The sequence below is a fragment of the Nonomuraea cypriaca genome (genome assembly GCF_015645445.1).
Classification (GTDB): Bacteria; Actinomycetota; Actinomycetes; order Streptosporangiales; family Streptosporangiaceae; genus Nonomuraea; species Nonomuraea cypriaca.
The window spans coordinates 1-20,229 of the sequence record NZ_JADOGI010000138.1; the positions used below are offsets into that span (position 1 = coordinate 1).

The 20,229-nt window shown below is 72.2% G+C and carries 13 protein-coding genes and 2 pseudogenes; 6 read left to right on the plus strand and 9 right to left on the minus strand.

Features of this window, described 5'->3' with window-relative positions:
• Positions 1-475, plus strand: a pseudogene (locus tag ITP53_RS35255) (hypothetical protein); the annotation flags it as partial.
• 172 nt (positions 476-647) lie between these two features.
• Here ITP53_RS35255 and ITP53_RS35260 read toward each other — a convergent pair.
• The gene (locus ITP53_RS35260; protein WP_236051497.1) at positions 648-1,268 is read right to left on the minus strand and encodes an adenylate kinase family protein; all 621 of its coding nucleotides are present in this window, start codon (positions 1,266-1,268) and stop codon (positions 648-650) included.
• Positions 1,269-1,438: 170 nt separating this feature from the next.
• The gene (locus tag ITP53_RS35265) at positions 1,439-2,788 is read right to left on the minus strand and encodes an endo-1,4-beta-xylanase (RefSeq protein WP_207756854.1); all 1,350 of its coding nucleotides are present in this window, start codon (positions 2,786-2,788) and stop codon (positions 1,439-1,441) included.
• A gap of 316 nt (positions 2,789-3,104) precedes the next feature.
• Between ITP53_RS35265 and ITP53_RS35270 the strand changes: the two genes are divergently transcribed.
• The 3 genes from ITP53_RS35270 to ITP53_RS35280 all read left to right on the plus strand — a co-directional run bounded on the left by ITP53_RS35270 (position 3,105) and on the right by ITP53_RS35280 (position 9,666).
• Complete coding sequence (locus ITP53_RS35270) at positions 3,105-4,352, plus strand: C39 family peptidase (protein ID WP_195899792.1); 1,248 nt, start codon at positions 3,105-3,107, stop codon at positions 4,350-4,352.
• Positions 4,353-4,535: 183 nt separating this feature from the next.
• Complete coding sequence (locus ITP53_RS35275; RefSeq protein ID WP_195899793.1) at positions 4,536-9,188, plus strand: caspase, EACC1-associated type; 4,653 nt, start codon at positions 4,536-4,538, stop codon at positions 9,186-9,188.
• Positions 9,189-9,306: 118 nt separating this feature from the next.
• Positions 9,307-9,666 (plus strand): hypothetical protein, encoded by a 360-nt coding sequence (locus ITP53_RS35280; protein WP_195899794.1) that lies wholly within the window; start codon positions 9,307-9,309, stop codon positions 9,664-9,666.
• Between the two features lie 32 nt (positions 9,667-9,698).
• Here the strand turns inward: ITP53_RS35280 and ITP53_RS35285 are convergent, their stop codons facing one another.
• A complete protein-coding gene (locus ITP53_RS35285) occupies positions 9,699-11,801 on the minus strand; it encodes an ATP-binding protein (protein WP_195899795.1) in 2,103 nt (700 codons plus the stop codon).
• Positions 11,802-12,048: 247 nt separating this feature from the next.
• Between ITP53_RS35285 and ITP53_RS35290 the strand changes: the two genes are divergently transcribed.
• A complete protein-coding gene (locus ITP53_RS35290; protein WP_207756860.1) occupies positions 12,049-12,786 on the plus strand; it encodes a peptidase associated/transthyretin-like domain-containing protein in 738 nt (245 codons plus the stop codon).
• Here ITP53_RS35290 and ITP53_RS59595 read toward each other — a convergent pair.
• Both ITP53_RS59595 and ITP53_RS35295 read right to left on the minus strand, forming a co-directional pair.
• Complete coding sequence (locus ITP53_RS59595; protein ID WP_268961222.1) at positions 12,783-12,905, minus strand: hypothetical protein; 123 nt, start codon at positions 12,903-12,905, stop codon at positions 12,783-12,785. The genes ITP53_RS35290 and ITP53_RS59595 overlap by 4 nt on opposite strands.
• A 10-nt stretch (positions 12,906-12,915) precedes the next feature.
• Positions 12,916-13,341, minus strand: a pseudogene (locus ITP53_RS35295) (GTP-binding protein); the annotation flags it as partial.
• Between the two features lie 177 nt (positions 13,342-13,518).
• Here ITP53_RS35295 and ITP53_RS35300 point away from each other — a divergent pair.
• A complete protein-coding gene (locus tag ITP53_RS35300) occupies positions 13,519-15,498 on the plus strand; it encodes an APC family permease (protein ID WP_195899797.1) in 1,980 nt (659 codons plus the stop codon).
• Positions 15,499-15,580: 82 nt separating this feature from the next.
• On the opposite strand, the gene ITP53_RS35305 is transcribed toward ITP53_RS35300, so the two are convergent.
• The 4 genes from ITP53_RS35305 to ITP53_RS35320 form a co-directional block, all read right to left on the minus strand.
• Complete coding sequence (locus ITP53_RS35305) at positions 15,581-16,471, minus strand: aldo/keto reductase (protein ID WP_195899798.1); 891 nt, start codon at positions 16,469-16,471, stop codon at positions 15,581-15,583.
• Between the two features lie 14 nt (positions 16,472-16,485).
• Complete coding sequence (locus tag ITP53_RS35310) at positions 16,486-16,941, minus strand: hypothetical protein (protein WP_195899799.1); 456 nt, start codon at positions 16,939-16,941, stop codon at positions 16,486-16,488.
• Between the two features lie 67 nt (positions 16,942-17,008).
• The gene (locus ITP53_RS35315) at positions 17,009-19,492 is read right to left on the minus strand and encodes a PEP/pyruvate-binding domain-containing protein (RefSeq protein WP_195899800.1); all 2,484 of its coding nucleotides are present in this window, start codon (positions 19,490-19,492) and stop codon (positions 17,009-17,011) included.
• Entirely contained in the window at positions 19,489-20,211 is a 723-nt protein-coding gene (locus ITP53_RS35320; protein WP_195899801.1) for a TetR/AcrR family transcriptional regulator, read from the minus strand. Before ITP53_RS35320 ends, ITP53_RS35315 begins: the two co-directional genes overlap by 4 nt.
• Positions 20,212-20,229: the final 18 nt, after the last annotated feature.

Below are 20,229 nucleotides of genomic sequence, written 5' to 3' on the forward strand. Positions count from 1 at the left end.
GGACCCGAACCGAACCGGGACCGACCGCGTCACGGTTCCGAACCGGGCCGGGACCGACCCCGTCGTGGGCCCGGTCCCGGACGCGGTCGCCACCAACCCGGTCGTGGCCACGGACCCGCCCGGCACCAGCGCAGGTTGGGGGCCGGACGGGTCCGCCACCGGTCCAGTGGCGGGCACGGATCCGCCGAGGGCCGGCCCGGTGGTGGGCCTGGGACCGGCGGCGGCCGATGGGGTGGCGGGGCCGGACTCGCCGGGGATCGGAGGGGCGACGGAGCCGGACTCGCCGGCGGCCGGCGGGGCGGCGGGCCTGGATGGGTCGGCCGAGGCCGGGGCGCCCCATCCGCCCAACGCCGCGAGCGCCATGATCGCCGCGATCTTGGGCATGCCCATCTCGTCCCCCCGCATGAACCCCGCCGTACCGGCTCGACCGTTTGCGATCCTCCTCCTGCCGGCCCGGCCCGAGTGGGCGACCTGACCGGAACCATGCACCGGCGTAACCGGGTCTTTGCCTCCACACCCAATGCGGCGCCGCGGTTGCTTCAGGAGGGGCGCGGCAACGTGGGCGGGGCCTTGCTCACGAGTCGATGCGCTGACGTGGCGTGCCTTGTCTTCAGGACGTCCCGGCCGGAGGGGGATGGGGATGCGGTTCAGGTGGGGAGGCCGAGGCGGGAGCGGATGGTCTGCTGGACGGTGGCCTTGTCGGGGCGGGCGTCGATGGTCATGACGTACTCCTTGCCGCGGAACAGTTCCACCACCGGGTCGATCTTGTTGTGGTAGTCGCGCAGCCGCCTCGCCAGCGCGTCCGGGGTGTCGTCCGCCCGGGTGACCAGATCGCCGCCGCACACGTCGCACCGCCCGTCGACCTCGGGCCGGTGGGCGATGAGGTTGTAGTCCATGCCGCAGCGCGAGCACAGCCGGCGGGCGAGGACGCGGCGGCGTACCTCCTCGTCGGGGAGGTCCAGGTGGATCACTCCGTCGATGTCGTAGCTCTCCAGGAAGAACTCCGCCTGGCGCCGGTTGCGCGGGAAGCCGTCGATGATGAATCCGTAGTTCCAGTCGTGCAGTTGGAGCCGATCCCTGACGACGTCCTCCACCAGGTCGTCCCCTACCAGTTCCCCCGCCGCGACCAGGCGGCGGACCTGGGCGCCGAGCTTGGTGTGGCACTTGACGTGCCAGCGGAAGATGTCGCCGACACTGATGTGCACCAAGTCGAGGTCGTCGGCCAGCAGCGCACTCTGTGTGCCCTTTCCACTCCCCTGGATCCCCATAATCACGTATTTCCGCATATCTCACTCTCGCGGCGGCTATCTCATCTCTTGTGCATCGTCACCCTCCCATCCAGGTTCATGCGTGAAAAACCGCGCGGTGTGGCGCTCACAGCTCGCCACACCACACGGCACCTCTTCAGACCCGGATTCAGTACGGGATCAGGACGGAATCAGGACGTCCGGCAGGAGACCGACGGCCAGTTCCGGTTGCCGCCGTGCTGGATCGTGAAGCCGAACGTGTTCCCGCTGCCGTTGGGCCGCATCGTCATGACGTTGCCGCTGGAGTCCCACGACGCGCTGCCGCTCCAGGTGTTGATGATCCTCTGCGGCGGGGACACGGTCACCGTGACGATCCACGAACTCGAGCCGGAGGCCGTGACCGACAGGTTGAACCGGTCGCTCCACTGCTGCCCCGCCGAGATCGTCGCCGAGCAGTTGCCGCCACCGCCGGGAGGAGGCGTCGTGCCGGGAGGAGATGTGGTGCCGCCGCCGGTGCCGCCGAGGGCGGCCAGGACCGCGTCGTACGCGGGCTTCTTGTTGTAGTTGCGGTCGAACAGCAGCGGGGTGCCGCCGGACCGCCACGAGTAGTGGTCGGGGATGCCCCACACGGTGATGCCGGTGCAGCGCGAGACCGCCAGGCAGGCGGTGACCACGTTGCGGTAGCTGTTGGCCTGGGCGGTGCCTGAGCCTTCGATGTCGAGCTCGGTGATCTGCACGTCCACGCCGAGGGCGGCGAACTGCTGGATGTTCTGCTGGTAGTTGGAAGGCACCGGGGACTGGCTGTTGAAGTGGGACTGCAGGCCGACGCAGTCGATCGGGATGCCCCGCGACTTGAAGTCCCTGACCATGTTGTAGACCGCGCGCGTCTTGGCGTGGTTCATGTCGTCGATGTTGTAGTCGTTGTAGCAGAGCTTGGCGTTCGGGTCGGCGGCGCGGGCGGTCTTGAACGCCTCCTCGATGAAGCTGTTGCCGATGCGCTGCTGGAAGACCGAGTTGCGGCGGGCGCCGCTGCTGCCGTCCTCGAACGCCTCGTTCACCACGTCCCAGGAGTGGATCTTGCCCTTGTAGTGCCCCATGACGTTGTTGATGTGGCTGTTCATCGCGTTGCGCACATCGGTGGCGGTCGGCAGGCCGCTGACCCAGCCGGGCAACTGGGAGTGCCAGACCAGGGTGTGCCCGCGGACCTTCATGCCCCGGCTCGTGGCGTGGTTGACGATCTGGTCGGCGGGCCCGTAGTCGAACGAGCCCCGGGAGGACTGGATCGTCTCCCACTTCATCTCGTTCTCCGGGGTGACGGAGTTGAACTCACGGTTGAGCACCGTGGTGTACGCCGACTCGCCGAGGTGGTTGGCGGCCACGGCGGCACCGAAGTAGCGGCCCTTCTCAGCGGCCGACGCGCCGAGCGTGGTCGCGGCGTCGGCCGCGGTGGTCACGGAAACCGCGACGCCCACGGCGAGTACGCCCGCCGCGCCCATGACGAGCGCGGACCTGAGACCTGTACGGCGTTTCCTGTCGATCATGTTCGTTCCTCCAGTGGAACACCGACCGGCGAACGGGGGGATGTGCCGGTCGGGAACGGGGGGTACCGGGAGCTCACCTGGAGGTCAGTCTGAGGAGATCTCCGAAATGTGTCAAAATATGTCAGAAAAGTTTCGGTACAACCGACCGTAATTTCTGCTGTTAATGCCCAATTACATGGACCAACGTCTCATTGAAACTTTCGGAGAAGCGCCAACCGGAGCCCGCCGTAACGCGATACGTACATTTCCCGATGCCTCGCATGCCCGCTGTGCCTAGTGTCGGCCGCATCGAGCGCCTTCCGAGCAAGGTGGGTTCATGCGTGTGCTGACGGTGTTCCTGTCCACCCTCCTCCTGATCACCACCCTCCCGGCGCCGGCCGGGGCGAAACCGGCGCCCGCCCCGCCGCCGGACGTCGTCTACCAGCGGGCCGACTTCTCCACCGGCACGTCCGAGGGCACGACGGCCGGCGACGGACTGGCCTTCGGCTCAGCCGCGGGCACCACGTCCTACACCGACGCGCTCGGCACCAAGACGTGGGAGTACGCCCGCTGGACCGGCCCAGAGCGGGCCATCGGCTTCCCCGCCACCGAGCTGATCGCCTCCTGGACGGCCGACGTGCCGCCGGGCAGCTGGCTGCAGGCCGAGACCCGGGTCAGGAACGCCGAGGGCCTGACGAAGTGGTATTCGATGGGTCGCTGGTCGTACGCGGAGGGCGACATCCTCCGCACGTCGGTGTCCGGGCAGGGCGACGCGGACGCGACGATCGCCGTGGACACGCTGGTCGCCGCCGAGGACAAGCAGATCAGCGCCTACCAGCTGCGCCTCACGCTCTACCGCACGCCGGGCTCGGCCGTGACGCCGCGGGTCCGCACGTCCGGCGCCATGGCCTCCAACGTGCCCGAGCGCAAGACCGTGCCGGTCAGCCCGGGCGGCGGCGCCTGGGGGACGGAGCTGAGCGTGCCGCGCCGCTCCCAGAACGTGCACCAGGGCCACTACCCGGAATGGGACGGCGGCGGCGAGGCGTGGTGCAGCCCGACCTCGACGACGATGATCCTGGGTTACTGGGACAGGTGGCCGAGCGCGCAGGACACCGCGTGGGTCGACCCCTCCGACCCGAACCCCGAGGTCGACCACGCCGCCCGCCACACCTACGACCACGCCTACGACGGCGCGGGCAACTGGCCGTTCAACACCGCCTACGCCGGCCGCTACGGCATGGACGGGTTCGTCACCCGGCTACGCTCGCTGACCGAGCTGGAGCTCCTCATCAAGGCGGGCATCCCGGTCGTCACCTCGCAGTCGTTCAAGAAGAGCGAACTGCCCGGCGCCGGCTACGGCACCAACGGCCACCTCATGGCGATCGTCGGCTTCACCGCGACCGGCGACGTGATCGCCAACGACCCGGCCTCCTCCAGCAACACGGCCGTGCGTCACGTCTATCCGCGCGCCGCCTTCGAGAACGTCTGGCTGCGCAGCTCCAGCAGCGGCGGCGTCACGTACATCATCCATCCGCCCGGCCACGCGCTGCCCGCCACGACCCCTGGGCTCCCCGCCAACTGGTGACCCGCCGACTCGACGACAGGCGTAGACCTGCGTACCCTAACAACCGGGAAAACGGCGGGTTCGCCCGCCGCTTCTCCCTGTGATGAGTGCCGATCGGGGGTCGTTCCGGTGAGCTGATGTCGTCGCCGCGCACGGCGCCCTCGGTGTCATGCCTGTTGACCTCCCCTTGCCGTGGAGCGCCGGATGACCGAGGACGAAGCTGCGACGCTCGAGAAGACCCGGCTCGTGTGGCCGCCACGGCGAAACGATCAACCTCTGCTGCTGTCCGGCGAGGGCGTTCGCGTCGTGGTCGCGGGCACGGGCGCACACCGCACGTCCTCACGGCTGCCGCAGGTCCCCGCCGTCCCGACGACCATCAACGACGTCGGCCAGTGCCTGGTGGATCGGGCGGACCTGTCCCGGGCCGGCCTGACCGTGCTGCTGGACCCGGCGACCCCGGCCAATCTGGGCGAGTCGCTGGAACGCGCGGCGCGGGAGGCCACGTCGGTCCTGATGTTCTACTACGTCGGGCACGGCCTGTTCAGTCCGGACAACGAACTGCACCTGGCGACGCGGGCCACCGTGGACCTCGGCGACGGGGTGCCCGGCTACCAGGCGCTCCCGTACAGCGTGGTGCGCGGCATCCTGTCGGGCTCGCGAGCCGGGCTCGTCGTCGTGATCCTGGACTGCAGCTTCACCGGCGGCGCCCGGCCGGTGCCCGCGAAGGCGTTGGAGAAGGCGCTCGACGCGCCGTGGCCGGGCGCCTACGTGCTCGCGTCGTCGAGCAGGGACGAGAACACGTGGGCGCTGCCCGGCGTCAGGCACACCGCGCTCAGCGGGACGCTGCTCAGGCTGCTCAACGAGGGCGATCCCACGGGTCCGCAGGGTTTGACGCTGGACCACCTCCACCACCATCTGGCCCGCGCGCTGCCCGACGCCGGGTTCCCCAAGCCTCGCCGGCAGGCCACCGGGCTGGGCGACCGGCCACCGCTCGCGATCAACCCGGCCCGCCCGGCCCCGAACGCCCACGCGGGCCCGCCGATCGCCGCGCCCGGCGATCTGTCCAGCCCCTATCGTGGCCTGGCCGCGTACGGCCCCGAGCACGCCGAGCTGTTCTTCGGCCGCGAGAGCGTGACCAGGTCCGTGGTCGCGAGGGTGCGGCAGGCGTTGCGAGCCGGCGGCCCGCCGGTCGTGATCGGCTCGCAGGCGTTCGAGACCGGCGGCCCGCTCATCGTCACCGGCCCCTCGGGCTGCGGGAAGTCCTCGCTGCTGCAGGCCGGGCTGGTCCCCGCCCTGCGGCAGGAGTTCGGTGACGGGCTGTCGCACGTGCGCCTGACCCCCGGCGCTGAGCCGCTGGCGGTGCTGGCGAGCGAGCTGGCGGCGCTGGGCGGCGGCGCTCCCGACCGGCTGCGCGCGATCATCGAGTCGGATCCCGGGGCGGCGCGGCGGTCCATCGTCGGCGTCGGCGGGCAGACGCTGCTGGTGGTGGACCAGTTCGAGGAGGTGTTCACCGCCTGCCAGGACGAGCGGGCCAGGCGCCGCTTCGTCGAGGCGCTCACCGACCTGTCCAGGTCCGTGGCCGTCCTGATCGCCGTTCGCGCCGACTTCTTCGGGCGCTGCGCGGCCTACCCGGGCCTGCTGGAGACGATGCGGCGGCCCGAGATCGTCCCGCCCATGTCGGGGGCCGAGCTGCGTGCGGTGATCGAGGAGCCCGCCGCACGGTCCGGTCTGTCGCTGGAGGCGGGATTCACCGACCTGGTCCTGGAGGACCTGCAGGCCGGCGCGGACGCGCTCGAACGCTCGGGCGGCCTGCTGCCCCTGCTCTCCCACGCCCTGCTGGCCACCTGGCAGCGACGCTCCGGCGGTGCGCTCACCATGTCCGGCTACCGCTCGGCCGGCGGCGCCACGGGGGCGCTGGGGATGAGCGCGGAGGAGACGCTGCGGGGGCTCGGCTCGGAGTTCGAGTCGATGGCGCGCGACCTGCTCATCCGGCTGGTCCGGGTGGATGCGCAGATCGGCGGTACGAAGCAGCGGGTACGCCTCGGCGAGCTGCTGCCCGGCGACCCGTCAGTGGCGGGGCAGGTGCTGGCCGAGTTCGTACGCACCCGGCTCGTGACCGTGGACCGCGACGAGGCGGAGATCACCCACGAGGCGCTGATCCGGGCCTGGCCCAGGCTCGGCGGCTGGATCGACGCCGACCGCGTGGGGCTGCTCGTCCAGCGCCGCCTGGCCGAGGACGCGCAGGCGTGGCAGCGGGAGGGGCAGAATCCCGCGTACCTGTACGACGCCGGCCGCCTCTCTGCCGCGCTGGCCGCGGTGGGCGACCGTCGCGCCACCCCGAGCCCGGCAGCACCGCAGGCCGCGGTGAGCGGCCGGAGCCCCGTCCCGAGCCCGCCGGGGCCGGAGACCGCGCCGGCGGTGGGCGGCCAGAACGCCCTGCCCAGCCCGCCGGGAGCCGCGCGGACCCCGTCGGCGGTAGGCGGACAGAACGCCGTGCCCAGCCCGCCGGCTGCCGCGCGGACCGCGCCGGCGGTGGGCGGACGGAGTGCCGCGCAGAGCGCGCTGGGGCGGACGGAGCTGGAGTTTCTGGAAGCGTCGGAGCGCAGGCGGGACCGGCGCTCGCTGATCGCGCGCGGCGTGATCGCCGGCCTCACGCTGCTCGTGCTCGTGGCCGGGACCGGCGGCATCGTGGCGCTGGTCCGGAGCGGGCAGTCGAGCGCCCAGGCCACGGCGGCGGCCACGCAACGTGACCAGGCCCTGTCGCGCCAGGTCGCCGCCGCCGCAGGCCGCATGCCCGACACCTCACTCGCGGCGCAGCTCGCGCTGAGCGCCTTCCAGGTCTCCGCCACGCCCGAAGCCCGCGGGGCGCTGCTCGGCACCCTCTCCCGCCCGGTCGGCGCGCGGCTGATCGGCCACACGGCCCCGGTCGAGCGGGTGATCTACCGCCCCGACGGCCGCGTGGCGGCCACCGCGTCCAGCGACCTCACGGTGCGGCTGTGGAACGTCAGCGACCGCCTCCGCCCGAAGAGCCTGGGCGTCGCGAAGGGCCACACGGGAAGTGTGAGCACGGCGGCGTTCAGCGCGAACGGGCAGGTCCTCGCCACCGGATCCACCGACGAGACCGCCAGGCTGTGGGACGTCACCGACACCGCCAAGCCCGCCGGCCTGGCCACGCTGAAGGGGCACACGGACCGGGTGCTCTCCGTGGCGTTCAGCCCCAAGGCCAACATCCTGGCCACCGCGTCCGCGGACCGCACGGTCCGGCTGTGGGACATCACCGACCCGCGCAAGCCCCGCGAGGTGTCGGTGCTGCGGCAGAGCGCCGACACCTCCGAGGTGGCCTTCAGCCCGGACGGAAGCATGCTCGGCGTCACCTCGTCGACCGGCGGCGTCGCGCTGCTCAACGTACGCACGCCGGCCAAGCCCGCCAGCCTGGCCACGCTGTCCGCGAAGGACGGCGCGATCAGGAGCCTGGCGTTCGCCCCCGACGGCGTCTACCTCGCCACCGGCTCCAGCACGGGGAAGGTCAACCTGTGGAACATCACCGCCACCAAGCTGACCGGGACGGCGACCGGGCACGGCTCGGCGGTCGGCGACGTCGCGTTCAGCCCCGACGGCAAGGTCCTGGCCAGCGCCTCCGCTGACGGCACCGCCCGCATGTGGGACGTCTCCAGCCCGAGCGACCCGCAGGCCGCCGCCACGCTGACGGGTGCGGGTGGCGCGGTCACCAGCGTGGCGTTCAGCCCGGACGGAGCGAGCCTGGCCACCTCGGCCGTGGACGGCACGGCCCGCCTGTGGAACGCCGCCGATCCCGCCCGCGCCGCCCCGCGCGCCAGGCTCGCCGGTCACACGGGCGTCGTCAACGGGCTCGCGCTCGCCAAGAACGGCGACACTCTCGCCACCGCGTCGGACGACAAGACCGTCAAGCTGTGGGACATGTCCGATCCCGCGGTGGCCACACCTGTGTCCACGCTGTCCGGGCACACCGCGGCCGTCGAGGCGGCCGCGTTCGCCCCGGACGGGCGGCACCTGGTCACCGCCTCACTCGACCGGACCGCCCGGCTGTGGGACGTCTCCACGCCCGCCACGCCGAAGGCCGTGGCGACGCTCCAGGGGCACACGGACGGCGTGCGGTCGGCGGCGTACAGCGCGGACGGCAAGATGGTCGTGACGACGGGCGAGGACGGCGACACGTTCCTGTGGGACGTGACCACGCCGACCTCCCCCAAGCGGGTCTCGACGCCTGGCGACGCCGACGAGCAGTTGACCACGGCGGCGCTCCGGCCGGACGGCCGCGTCCTCGCGACCGGCTCCGGGACCTCCTACCTGCGGCTCTACGACCTGTCCAAGCCCACGGAGCCGCGCCGGCTGGCCAACCTTCCCGCGCACCCCGGCGGCGTGCTCGACCTGCGGTTCAGCGCCGACGGCAAGACTCTCGCCTCGACGGCCACCGACGGGACTGCGCGGCTCTGGGACGTCACCCGGCCGGAACGGCCCCGGCGGCTGGCCGTCCTGCCTGGACACTCCTCGGACGTGACCGGCGTCGCCTTCAGCCCGGACGGCAAGACGCTCGCCACGGCGTCGCGGGACATGACCATCCGGGTGTGGAACATCACCGACCGCACCCGCCCGGCGCTCTGGGCGGTGCTCCCCGGCACCGGCGCGGTGCTCGACGTGGAGTTCGGCGCGGACGGCACCGTCCTGGCCGGCACCTCGGGCGTCGCGGGCCAGCTCTGGGGCCTGGACGTGGAGCAGGCGCGTACGAACGTCTGCGAGGCCGCCGGGATGTCGATCACCAAGGACGAATGGGCCCAGTACCTCCCCGGCCGCCCCTACACCGCGCCCTGCGGGGCGTAAGGCCGGGAAGTGGGGCCGGGCGAGGACGTGCCAGAGGCCGCCGCCCGGCTGCTCGGCGAGCTGGACACGCGGCCACTGTTGCCCGCCCAGGAGCGCGCCGGCGACGAGGTGTACGGGTGTGCGCGATGCTGCGCATCCGCGACGGCTGACCTTCAACAACCCCACCAGGTGGGACCACACCTTCGACTACCGTGTGGACAACCAGCGGCAGAGGTACCAGCCGATCTCGCGTGAGGTGATCAAGGAGGGACCGTTCGCGGGCAAGAAGTTCGACTGGCGCTACAACCCGGTCAAGGTCGCCGCGGGCAAGAGCAAGACGGTGACCGTGCCGTTCAGGTCGGGGTCCGGCACCCGGCCGACAAACCACACATCTCACTGGTCGGCGACACGCGGGACGCCCGCGAGGTGGTGCTCACGTTCGACGCGTCCGCCGCCACGCCGTCGGCCGGACCGCGGCGTCCCTGCGAGCACCCGATGACAGCGTCAGCGCGGACGCCCGTAACAGGCGGGTCACGTCGGCAGGCCCTCGCCCTGGGGTTGGAGCGCGTACGCGAGGCCGGCGTCGATGTCGCTGTCGTAGCCGGTGCGGAAGGCCATGCAGTAGGCGTCGTCGCCGAGCGTCTCGCGGGCCCGCCGCTCGCACTCCCGCCGGGCGGCCACCCACGCGGGCACGTTGGCCTGCGCCTGGCCGTGGGTGCTCCAGACGCGCCTGGCCAGTCCGAGCAGCCTGGCCGCCCGCTCCGCCCGGCCCGCCGCGCCGGCCGCCGACGCCAGCAGGTCCACGGTCAGGCCGATGCCGAAGCTGTCGTGCAGCCGCTGCTTGGTGCGCAGGGCCGCCTGCCCGTAGGCGACGGCCGCGTCGAGCCGGCCGCGGCTCAGCTCGGCCTGGCCGCGCAGCAGGTCCCCGTGGGAGCGCATGGACTGCTCGCCGCGCTGGTCGCACACCGCGCGCACGTCGTCGAGCACGGAGATGGCCTCCTCCGCCTGGCCTCCGACGGTGTGGGCGTGCGCGCGGCAGAGCAGCGCCACCAGGCCGGCCAGCGTGACCTCGCCGTCGGTCCACCGGGTGATGAACGCGTGCTCCGACTCCGCCATCGCCTGGAGCAGGTCGCCGCGGATCACCCCGACGGACGACCTGAGCGCCTTGACGCACATGGCGGCGTAGGCGTCGCCGTCCTCCATGGCCGCCTCGCACTCGTCCGCCCTGGCCTCGGCCGCGTCCGCGTCGCCCTGTGTCGCGGCCAGCAGCCCGTCGGCCCACAAAGCCTGCACGCGTGCCGGTCCAGGGCGGGAGTCCAGGGCCAGCGCCTGGGCCAGGTAGTGGCGGCCCTCCTTGGCGTGGCCGCAGCCGTACCAGAAGAAGGCCAGGGTCCCGGCCAGCTCCAGCGCCTTGCGCCCGTCGTCCTCGTTCTGGGCGAACTCCAGCGCGGTACGCAGGTTGTCGTGCTCGCCGATCATGCGGTCGTACCAGGCCGTCTGGCCGGGGCCGAGCCAGCCGGCGGCGCCGCGCCCGGCCAGCGACAGGTAGTGGTCGCGGTGCCGCCGCCGGAAGACCTCCTCCTCGCCGAGGCTGCGCAGCCAGCCCGCGCCGTATTCGCGCAGCGTGTCGAGCATGCGGTAGCGCTCCCCCGCGCCGGTGGGCAGCCAGGTCAGGATCGACTCGTCGGCCAGCGCGTCGAGCAGGAGCCCGAGGTCGGGCTCGGGCAGCCGCTCGTCGGCGCACACCTGGCGTACGGCCTCGACGTCGAAGTCGCCAGCGAACACCGACACCCGCGCCCACAGCAGGCGCTCGGCCGGCTCGCACAGCTCGTGGCTCCACCCCACGGACGTACGCAGCGCCCGGTGCCACGGCGGGTCGGCCTCGCGGCCCGCTTCGGAGTCGTCGCCCAGCGTGGCGAACCGGTCGTCCAGCCGGTCGGCCAGCTGCTCGACGGGCAGCTCGCCCAGCCGGGCGGCGGCCAGCTCGATCGCCAGCGGGATGCCCTCCAGCCGCCGGCACAGGCGGATCACGGCCGCCTCGTCGTGGTCGCCGAGCTCGAAACCGGGCACGTTCTCGGCGGCGCGTTCGGCCAGCAGCGCCACGGCGTCGTTGGCGCCGGCCGTCGTGACACCCTCGGGCGGGACCGGCAGCGGGTCGACGACCAGCACCAGCTCGCCGGGCACCGCCAGCGGCCGGCGGCCGGTGGCCAGGACGCGCAGCCCTGGCGCGGCGGCGAGCAGCGTCTCGACGGTGCTCGCGCAGGCGCCGACGAGGTGCTCGCATGTGTCGAGCACGAGCAGGACATCGCGGTCCGACAGGTGTTCGGCCAGCACCTCGATCATCGGGCGGGTGGTCTGGTCGGTGAGCTTGAGCGCCTCGGCGATCGTGTGCGGCAGCAGCGTGCCGTCGTCGAGTGGGGACAGGTCCACCAGCCAGGCGCCGCCGCCGAACTCGGGGCGCAGCTCGGCGGCGGACCGCAGTGCCAGGCGGGACTTGCCGACCCCGCCCACGCCGGTCAGTGTCACCAGGCGGGAGCGCCGGCAGGCACGCCGCACCTGGCTGAGCTCCTCCCGGCGGCCGATCAGGCTCGTCAGCTCCGCGGGGAGGTTACCTGCCTGCCATCTGCCTGCCATCGCGATCGCCACCCGTCGGATCAAGTTCTGACAACAGCTTGCCTGATTCCATGGCGGACGTCACTAAAAGTAAGAAGGTAACCACTTGTGACTCCAGATGGTGATGGGAACGTGTTCGCGGGGCACGGGCCGCGCCTGCGAGGAATTCCCGGCCTGTCGTGAGAGGTTCGGCTGGGGGGCTCGCCACGGCGGCAAGGGAACACCAGTGGGACACGATCACGAAGGTCAGCGGGTCAGCAGACGGCGGATGATCACGGGTCTCTCGCTCGGCCTCGGCACTCTGCTCGGCGCCTCCAGCGCGAGCGCCGGAGTGCGTACCGGGGGCTCGGCGGCCCTGTTCGCGGGCGCGCGGGCGTGCCGGCTGACCCCTGCCGCGGCGAAGGGCCCCTACTACTTCGACTCCGACAAGATCCGCAGCGACATCCGTGAGGGCAAGCCGGGCGTACGGCTGCGCCTGGCCTTCCGGGTCCAGGAGAGCGAGACGTGCCGCCCACTGCCTGCCGCGGTGGTGGAGATCTGGCAGTGCGACGCGGCCGGGATCTACTCCGGAGCCGAGGCGGCCTCGATCAAGGCCACCGCGGGCGGGCCGCCGAGCGGCGATCCCGGCCCGGACCCGGAGGACTGGGCCGACATGAAACCCGCCGACACCACGCGCTACCTGCGTGGCGCGCAGGTCACGAACGGCGCCGGCGCCGTGGAGTTCACCACCATCTGGCCCGGCTGGTATCCGGGCCGCACCGTGCACGTCCACGTCATGGTCCACTTCAGTGACAAGCGGGTGCTGAGCACCCAGCTGATGTTCGACGAGGCGCTCAACGCCAAGGTCCTCGCCAGGCCGCCGTACTCCGGGCACCCCGGCCGCGACACCCTCAACAGCGGCGACTCCGACTACCGGGACGACATGCTCGTGAAGGTCGTCGAGGACGGCGACGGCTACCTGGGCACGATCGTCCTGGCCGCCGACGCCGACCGGGACGGCGGCTAGACCCGGCGCACGACGTGCAGGAGGTACTCCTTGCGGTCGAGCGGGTTCTGGTCCGTACGCGGCCGGCGCGGGATCGGGCCGCGTACGGGCCGGTAGCCGTCGAAGTCGCACTCCAGCACGCCCTCGCCGCCGCAGCACGCGGTCCGGGTCCGCGCCCCGGCGGTCGATCTTGTTCACGAAGATCAGCGTGGGGATGCGCAACCGCCGCAGCGTACGCATCAGCACGCGGGTCTGCGCCTGCACCCCCTCCACCGCGGAGACGACCAGCACCGCCCCGTCCAGCACGCCGAGCACCCGCTCCACCTCGGCGATGAAGTCGGGGTGGCCGGGTGTGTCGATCAGGTTGACCGTGGTCTCACCCACGACGAACGACACCACGGCCGACTTGATGGTGATGCCGCGCCGGCGTTCGAGTGCGAGGGTGTCGGTCTGGGTGTTGCCGTCGTCGACGCTGCCGACCTCGTCGATGACCCCGGCGGCGTGCAGCAGCCGCTCGGTCAGGCTCGTCTTGCCGGCATCCACATGTGCGAGAATTCCCAGGTTGAGCGTGCGCACGTAACGTCAGGTCCTCCGAATAGAGCTGTTCCTTTCCTGGTGGACGTGACAGTTGTGCGCATCGCTGGCTCCCCTGATCGTTCGGCTCCCGCCAGCACACCAGAGTGCCGCGACCCCGGGCAACCGGTTTACCCTCCCACCTGAGATAGTGGCCGTCCCCGACGAGAGGAAGATCCGGTGAGCGGTGAGCCGCTGATCCCGGAGGTCGTGCCCAGCCCGGCCCGTTCCGCGCCGCCGAGCGGCGGGCCGGCCCGCTGGCTGCTCCAGCACCAGGTCAACCCCCCGGTCGGGCCCGAGACGCAGGAGGGGCACGCCAAGCCGCAGTCCTGGTGGAAGGTCATGTGCCTGACCGGCGTCGACTACTTCTCCACCCTGGCCTACCTGCCCGGCATCGCCGCGCTGGCCGCCGGGGCGCTGTCCCCGCTGGCCACACTGCTGATCGTGGCGCTGACGCTGCTGGGCATGCTGCCGATGTATCGCCGGGTGGCCGGGGAGAGCCCGCATGGGCAGGGGTCGGTCGCGATGCTGGAGCGGTTGCTGCCGTTCTGGCGGGGCAAGCTGTTCGTGCTGGCGCTGCTCGGGTTCGTGGCCACGTCGTGGATCATCACGATCACCCTGTCGGCGGCGGACGCGACCGTGCACCTGGAGGAAAACCCCTACACCCCCGGCTTCCTGCACGGGCACGAGGTGCCGATCACCATCGTGCTGCTGCTGGTGCTCGGCGGGGTGTTCCTGATGGGCTTCACCGAGGCGGTCGGCGTGGCGATCCCGCTGGTGGCGCTGTTCCTCGGGCTCAACGCCGTCGTGGTGGCCTTCGGGGTCGCCGAGGTGCTGGCCACGCCGGAGGCCATGACGCGGTGGACCGACGCGCTACTGAGCGGCCAGGACGGCTTCGGCGGGCTCATCGGGCCGGCCGTGCTGGCGTTCCCGCTGCTGGTGCTGGGGCTGTCGGGGTTCGAGACGGGGGTCAGCATGATGCCGCTGGTCGCCGCCTCGGGCAAGGATCCCGAACAGCGGCTCGCCTCGCGCATCCGCAACACGCGCAAGCTGCTGACCTCGGCCGCGCTCATCATGAGCGTCTACCTGATCGCGACCAGCTTCGTGACCACGGTGCTCATCCCGGCCGAGGAGTTCAGGCCCGGCGGCGCGGCCAACGGGCGGGCGCTGGCGTACCTCGCGCACGAGCGGCTGGGCGAGGCGTTCGGCACCGTCTACGACATCAGCACCATCCTCATCCTCTGGTTCGCGGGGGCGTCCGCGATGGCCGGGCTGATCAACATCGTGCCGCGTTACCTGCCCTCCTACGGCATGGCGCCCGAGTGGGGCCGTGCCGTGCGGCCCGTGGTGCTGGTCTACACCGGCGTGTGCGTGCTGCTCACGATCAGTTTCGGCGCCGACGTCGACGCCCAGGCCGGCGCGTACGCCACCGGCATCCTCGCGATGATGGTCTCAGGCGCGGTCGCGGTGACCATCTCCTCCGTCCGCCGCCGCCGGCGGCCGGCCATCGTGGGCTTCACCGTGCTGACGCTGGTGCTGCTGTACGCGCTGGTGGAGAACATCAGGGAGAAGCCCGACGGCATCGCCATCTCCGCACTGTTCATCCTCGGCGTCATCGCCATCTCGCTGGTCTCGCGCGTGTCGCGCACCACGGAGTTGCGGGCCGACCGGATCGAGTTCGACGCGGCGGCGCGGCGGCTCCTCACCGACTCCCTCGCCTACGACCGCTCGCTCAACCTCATCGCCAACCGCCGCCAGGTCGGCGACGCGGCCGAATACGCCGGCAAGGAGCGCGAGCAACGCGGCATGAACCCGGTCCCCGGAGCCGCCGACGTGCTGTTCCTCGAGATCGACGTCATCGATCCGTCCAGCTTCAGCGACGTGCTCCGGGTGCGCGGGGTGGAGGTGGAGGGGCACCGCGTGCTGCGGGCGGAGAGCCCGGCGGCGCCCAACGCCATCGCCACCATCCTGCTCGCGCTGCGTGACGCCACCGGCGTGCGGCCCCACTGCTACTTCGAGTGGGCCGAAGGGTCGCCCCTGGTGCACCTGTTCCGCTACCTCATCCTGGGGCGCGGCGACACGGCCCCGGTCGTACGCGAGATCATCCGCAAGGGCGAGCCCGATCCCCTCCGGCGGCCGGGCATCCACGTCGGCGGGTAGCCGCGGCCCGCGGGCGGTCGGGCGCGTCGGCGGGTAGCCGGGCCGGCGGGTGGTCAGGCGCGTCGGCGGTAGCCGCAGGCAGTCAGGCGAGGGCGTCCAGGGCGGCCTGGTCCGCGGCGGTGAGGTGGAGGCCGGCGGCGGCGACGTTCTCCTCCAGGTGGGCCACCGAGGTGGTGCCGGGGATGGCGAGGACGGCCGGGGAGCGGCCGAGCAGCCAGGCCAGCGCCACCTGCGCGCGGCTCGCGCCGTGGCCCGCGGCAACCTCGTCCAGCACCCGCTCCTGCTCGGCCGCCGGCGCCATGCCCGGAGGCAGCTGCGAGGTGTCCAGGCCGGGCTTGAGCAGGCCGGCGGCGAGGGGGAAGTAGGAGACGAAGGCGACGCCCTGCTCCTCGCACGCCCGCAGGACCTCCTCGCTCCCACGGTCGAGCAGGTGGTAGCGATTCTGTACGGCCGCCACGGGCGCGATCTCGCGGGCCTCCTTGAGCTGCTCGACGGTCACGCCGCTGAGCCCGAGGTGCCCGATCAGCCCGCGTTGCCGCAGCTCCGCGAGCGTGCCGAACGACTCGGCCAGCGGCGTCTCATCCGGATGGAGCAGCCCGTCGCCGCCCACCCGCAGGTAGACCAGGTCGAGGCGGGGGCGGCCGAGGCGGGCGAGATTCTCCTCGACCTGCTCCCGCAGCTCGGCGGGCTTGGCGGCGGCGTTGAAGGAGCGCCACTCATCCCTGACGACGCCGACCTTGGTGGCGATGACCAGGTCGTCCGGGTAGGGGTGGAGCGCCTGCCTGATGAGGTCGTTGGCCACGTGGGGGCCGTAGGCGTCGCTGGTGTCGAGGTGGGTGACGCCGAGCTCCACGGCACGGCGCAGGACCGCCAGCGCGTTGCCGGGGTCCTGGGGCGGGCCCCACACCTGCGGGCCGGGCAGTTGCATGGCCCCGTAGCCGATCCGGCCGACGGTCAGGTCGCCGATCTTCATGGGTGGTCCTCTCGTCAGGTGCGGGTGGCGAGCCGGGCGCGTACGGACTCGACGGTGACACCGCCGCCAGGATCGCGCTGGAGTTTGCCGCGTACGGTCAGGTCGTGGACGCCCTGACGGGTGATGCCCAGCACGGCCGCCGCCACCGAGAACGGCACGGCGGACGCGGCGGGATGGCCCGCCCGGCTGAACACCGCGCGCCCGAACGGGGTGCCCCACCACGCGACCGGCGGGTCGAACACGGCGTCGCCCGGGTAGAGCGCGCCGACCAGGCGGATCGCGGTGAACGCGGCCGCTTGATCGTCCTCGCCCAGCAGGGTGTCCGCCCACTCCGCCGCCTGCTCGTCGAGCCGCGCGCGCAGCTCCTCCCCCGCCCCGAACAGGATGTCCAGCGGGTCGAGCAGACGCGCGCCGACGATCCGCCGCAGATCGTCGGCGAGGTCGGCGTGCGTGTGCGTCCTGGTGTCCATCGGCGCTCCTCCGGCTACTTGACGTTCAGTATCAAGTACTTGATGTCGAGCGTCAAGTAGTCGCCGTTCAGGCCAGCAACTCGACCGTGCCGCGCTCTCCGTCCACCCTGATCCGGTCGCCGTCGTGCAGGCGCATGGTGGCGTTCCCGGTGCCGACCACGGCGGGGATGCCCAGCTCGCGGGCCACGATGGAGGCGTGCGACAGCGGAGCGCCCATGTCCGTCACCACGGCCGCCGCACGGGGGAACATCGGGGTCCAGCCCACGTTCGTCAGCGTCGTGACCAGGATCTCGCCCGGCTTGAGCCGCTCGCCCTCGTCCGGCCCTGACAGCACGCGGGCGACGCCCTCCACGACGCCGGGCGCGCCGGGGAAGCCCGTCACGGTGTCGCTCACCGGGATCGTGGTGCCGCGGGCGTCGTACACGTCGGCCCGCCGGCCGGGGTCCGCGGCCCAGCGCACCGGGTCGAACCTGCCGACGATCAGCGTCGGGTACGGCGGCAGCGCGGCGTACCGCTCGTAGGTCGCCCGCCGCGCCGGCACCCGCTCGAGCGCCGGCGTGTCACCGTCGCGGAGCAGGTCGAGCAGCTCCTCCAGGTAGAGGTGGAACACGTCGTCGCCGTGCCCGGTCAGCTCACCCGCGCGCAGGACGAACGCCCGCAGCACCCAGAACGCGCGCATGTTCTCCGACCGCGTGTCCTCGCGGTCGCGTACGACCGCGCTCCACCGCCGGACCCGCGCCCGCATCTTGGCCTCCTTGCCCGGGTAGCGCTCGGCGAAGCGCGCCCAGGCCGCCTCCCTGGCCTGCTCCTGCCGGGCGAGCAGCTCCTCGGTGCCGGCCCGCATGTCACGCAGCCCCGCGAGCTGCGCGTCGATCCAGGCGGGGTCCTCGCCGGGCCGGGGGATCGAGACCTCGAACTCGTGCGGGCCGCGATGCCCGTACGTACGGGCGAACTCGTCCCTGGTGATCTCCCCGCGCGCCAGCCTCGACAGGCCCATGACCGGGCCCAGGCTGGCCAGTTCGCCGTCGGCGTTGACCCCGGTCAGCATCGCCTCGGCGTCGACCTCGCCCATCAGCTTGCGCAGCCGCTCACGGGTGTAGACGAGGGTTGCGCCGCCCTGCCGGCCGGCGGCCTCCAGCATGCGGCAGGAGGTGACCATGTGCGGCTCGATCTCGCGCGACCACAGCTCGGCCAGCTCGGGTCCCGAGCCGGTGGCGGCGATCCGGTCGCGCGATTCCTCGCAGCGCCGCTGCGCGGTGGCGAGGAACGCGCGCATGCCCTTCAGGTTCGTCCGCACCCGGCGGCGCAGGCTGATCGCCATGGGCAGGATCAGCTTGATGATCTGCCAGCGCGAGGTCTTCAGCATCGGCACGTCCAGGCCGGGCGGCATCCTGCCGAAGACCTGCTCGACCGCACTGAGCCTGCCCGCCATGCCCATGGCTCCGGCGATGGAGTGGACGATGCTCAGGTTCATGTAGAACCGGCCGCCGATGTTGCCGACCAGGTCGAAGCCGGGCAGGGCCGAGGCGGACATGGCCTCGTGGATGAACAGGCGCACGAACGACCACGTCATCGGCGTCATCACGTCGGGGATGGCCTCGCCCAGGTTGCCGCCGGTCCAGAGGTAGTCGCCCTTGAGGCTGTCGTTCCACTCCTCGACCTGCGGTTTGACGCCGGTGATCGGGCGGGCCTGCAGGACGGCGAACGCGCCGCCGCTCCTGGCCCATTCGAGGTCCATCGGCGTGGCGTACAGGTCCTGGACGCGCGCGCCGAGCCCGGCCAGCTCCACGGCCTCGGCGGGGTCTAACACCGCCTTTCCGCGCAGGTCCACGGGGACCGGCCGCTCCTGGGTGCCCTCGGGGGTGCGGACGGTCATGACGGTCTTGTCGCCGATCCGCGCCTCGGTGACCGTGCCGCCCGACACCACGATCGTGTCGGGTGTGACCTGGCCGCCGACGACCGCCTCGCCGAGGCCCCAGGAGGCGTTGATGACGGTCTCGTCGCGGGCGCCGTTGATCGGGTTCGCGGTGAACATGATGCCGGCCGCGTCGGCGTCCACGAGTTCCTGTACGACCACGGCCAGCGCCACGTCGTCGTGGGGGACGCCGTTCTGGTCGCGGTAGGCGATGGCCCGCGGGTTCCACAGCGAGGCCCAGCAGCGTTTGACCGCGTCGAGCAGCGCGTCGCCCCTGATGTTGAGATAGGTGTCCTGCTGACCGGCGAACGACATGTCCGGCAGGTCCTCGGCGGTGGCCGACGAGCGGACGGCCACGGGCACGTCGTCGCCGAGCATCGCGTACGCCCGCCGGATCTCCCCGGCGATCTCGGCGGGCATCTCGCGTGCGGCGAACAGCGCGGCGGCCTCGCCGGGGGCGGCGGCCAGGACCTCGTCGCGGAAGGACGACACGAACGCGCGGTAGGCGTCGGTCGTGATGTGGAAACCGCCGGGGACCGGCAGCCCCGCCCTGGCCAGCCGCGCCAGCGAGGCGCCCTTGCCGCCCACGGTCGCCAGGTCGGCCGCGGCGTCGTCGAAAGGAAGCACAGCCTTCACCGCACACGCTCCTTCATGCCAAGGGAGGTCTCCAGCTTCCGGCGGGCGACCTCCTGCATGGCGTCGAGAAAGTCCAGGGTCGCCCGCGCCACCGCGCTGACGTCGTCCTCCGGCAGCGGGCGGCCCGTGCTCATGGCGCGCTCGATGGTGTCGGCCACCAGCTCCGCGATGCGCTCGTCGGGCAGCCGCGCCTCCTCCGGCAGCAGGTCCGACAGGGACACGAACCCGTACACGATGGAGGCGATCACCGTCGGGTGGTCGCCCGGCTCCGCGCGCACCGCGCCGTGCTCGATCAGCCGCCTGATATAGGCGTCGAAGGGTCCGCCCAGCTCCAGTCCCGACGTGCTGTGCCGCTTCATGCGGGTGAGCCTGCCGAGCACCTCGGAGTCGCCGATCAGGGACGCCCGCAGCAGCGGCCGGCGCAGCAGCGTGCCGATGAACCGCCCGAACAGCTCGCTCACCGTGGCCGGCGCGCTCGCGCGGAGGTCCTCGAGCAGGCGGACCCGCTCGCGGCGCAGCAGCGCGGCGAACAGGTCGTCGCGGGTCCTCCAGTGCAGGTAGATCGTGCCCTTGGCGACCTCGGCCCGCTTGGCCACGTCGTCGATCGTGGTCTTGTCGTACCCCCACCGCAGAACCAGCTCGCCGGCGGCATCAAGAATCCGATGCGCCCGTTCGAGCTGACGAGCCGGATCCTGCGGCGGCCGCCCAACCTTGACCATCCGTCTCACCCCATTTGT

Coding starts and splice junctions, on each gene's coding strand:
- ITP53_RS35260 (WP_236051497.1), bottom strand. CDS start 1,268: ATGGGGATCCAGGGGAGTGGAAAGGGCACACAGAGTGCGCTGCTGGCC.
- ITP53_RS35265 (WP_207756854.1), bottom strand. CDS start 2,788: ATGATCGACAGGAAACGCCGTACAGGTCTCAGGTCCGCGCTCGTCATG.
- ITP53_RS35270 (WP_195899792.1), top strand. CDS start 3,105: ATGCGTGTGCTGACGGTGTTCCTGTCCACCCTCCTCCTGATCACCACC.
- ITP53_RS35275 (WP_195899793.1), top strand. CDS start 4,536: ATGACCGAGGACGAAGCTGCGACGCTCGAGAAGACCCGGCTCGTGTGG.
- ITP53_RS35285 (WP_195899795.1), bottom strand. CDS start 11,801: ATGGCAGGCAGATGGCAGGCAGGTAACCTCCCCGCGGAGCTGACGAGC.
- ITP53_RS35290 (WP_207756860.1), top strand. CDS start 12,049: ATGATCACGGGTCTCTCGCTCGGCCTCGGCACTCTGCTCGGCGCCTCC.
- ITP53_RS35305 (WP_195899798.1), bottom strand. CDS start 16,471: ATGAAGATCGGCGACCTGACCGTCGGCCGGATCGGCTACGGGGCCATG.
- ITP53_RS35310 (WP_195899799.1), bottom strand. CDS start 16,941: ATGGACACCAGGACGCACACGCACGCCGACCTCGCCGACGATCTGCGG.
- ITP53_RS35320 (WP_195899801.1), bottom strand. CDS start 20,211: ATGGTCAAGGTTGGGCGGCCGCCGCAGGATCCGGCTCGTCAGCTCGAA.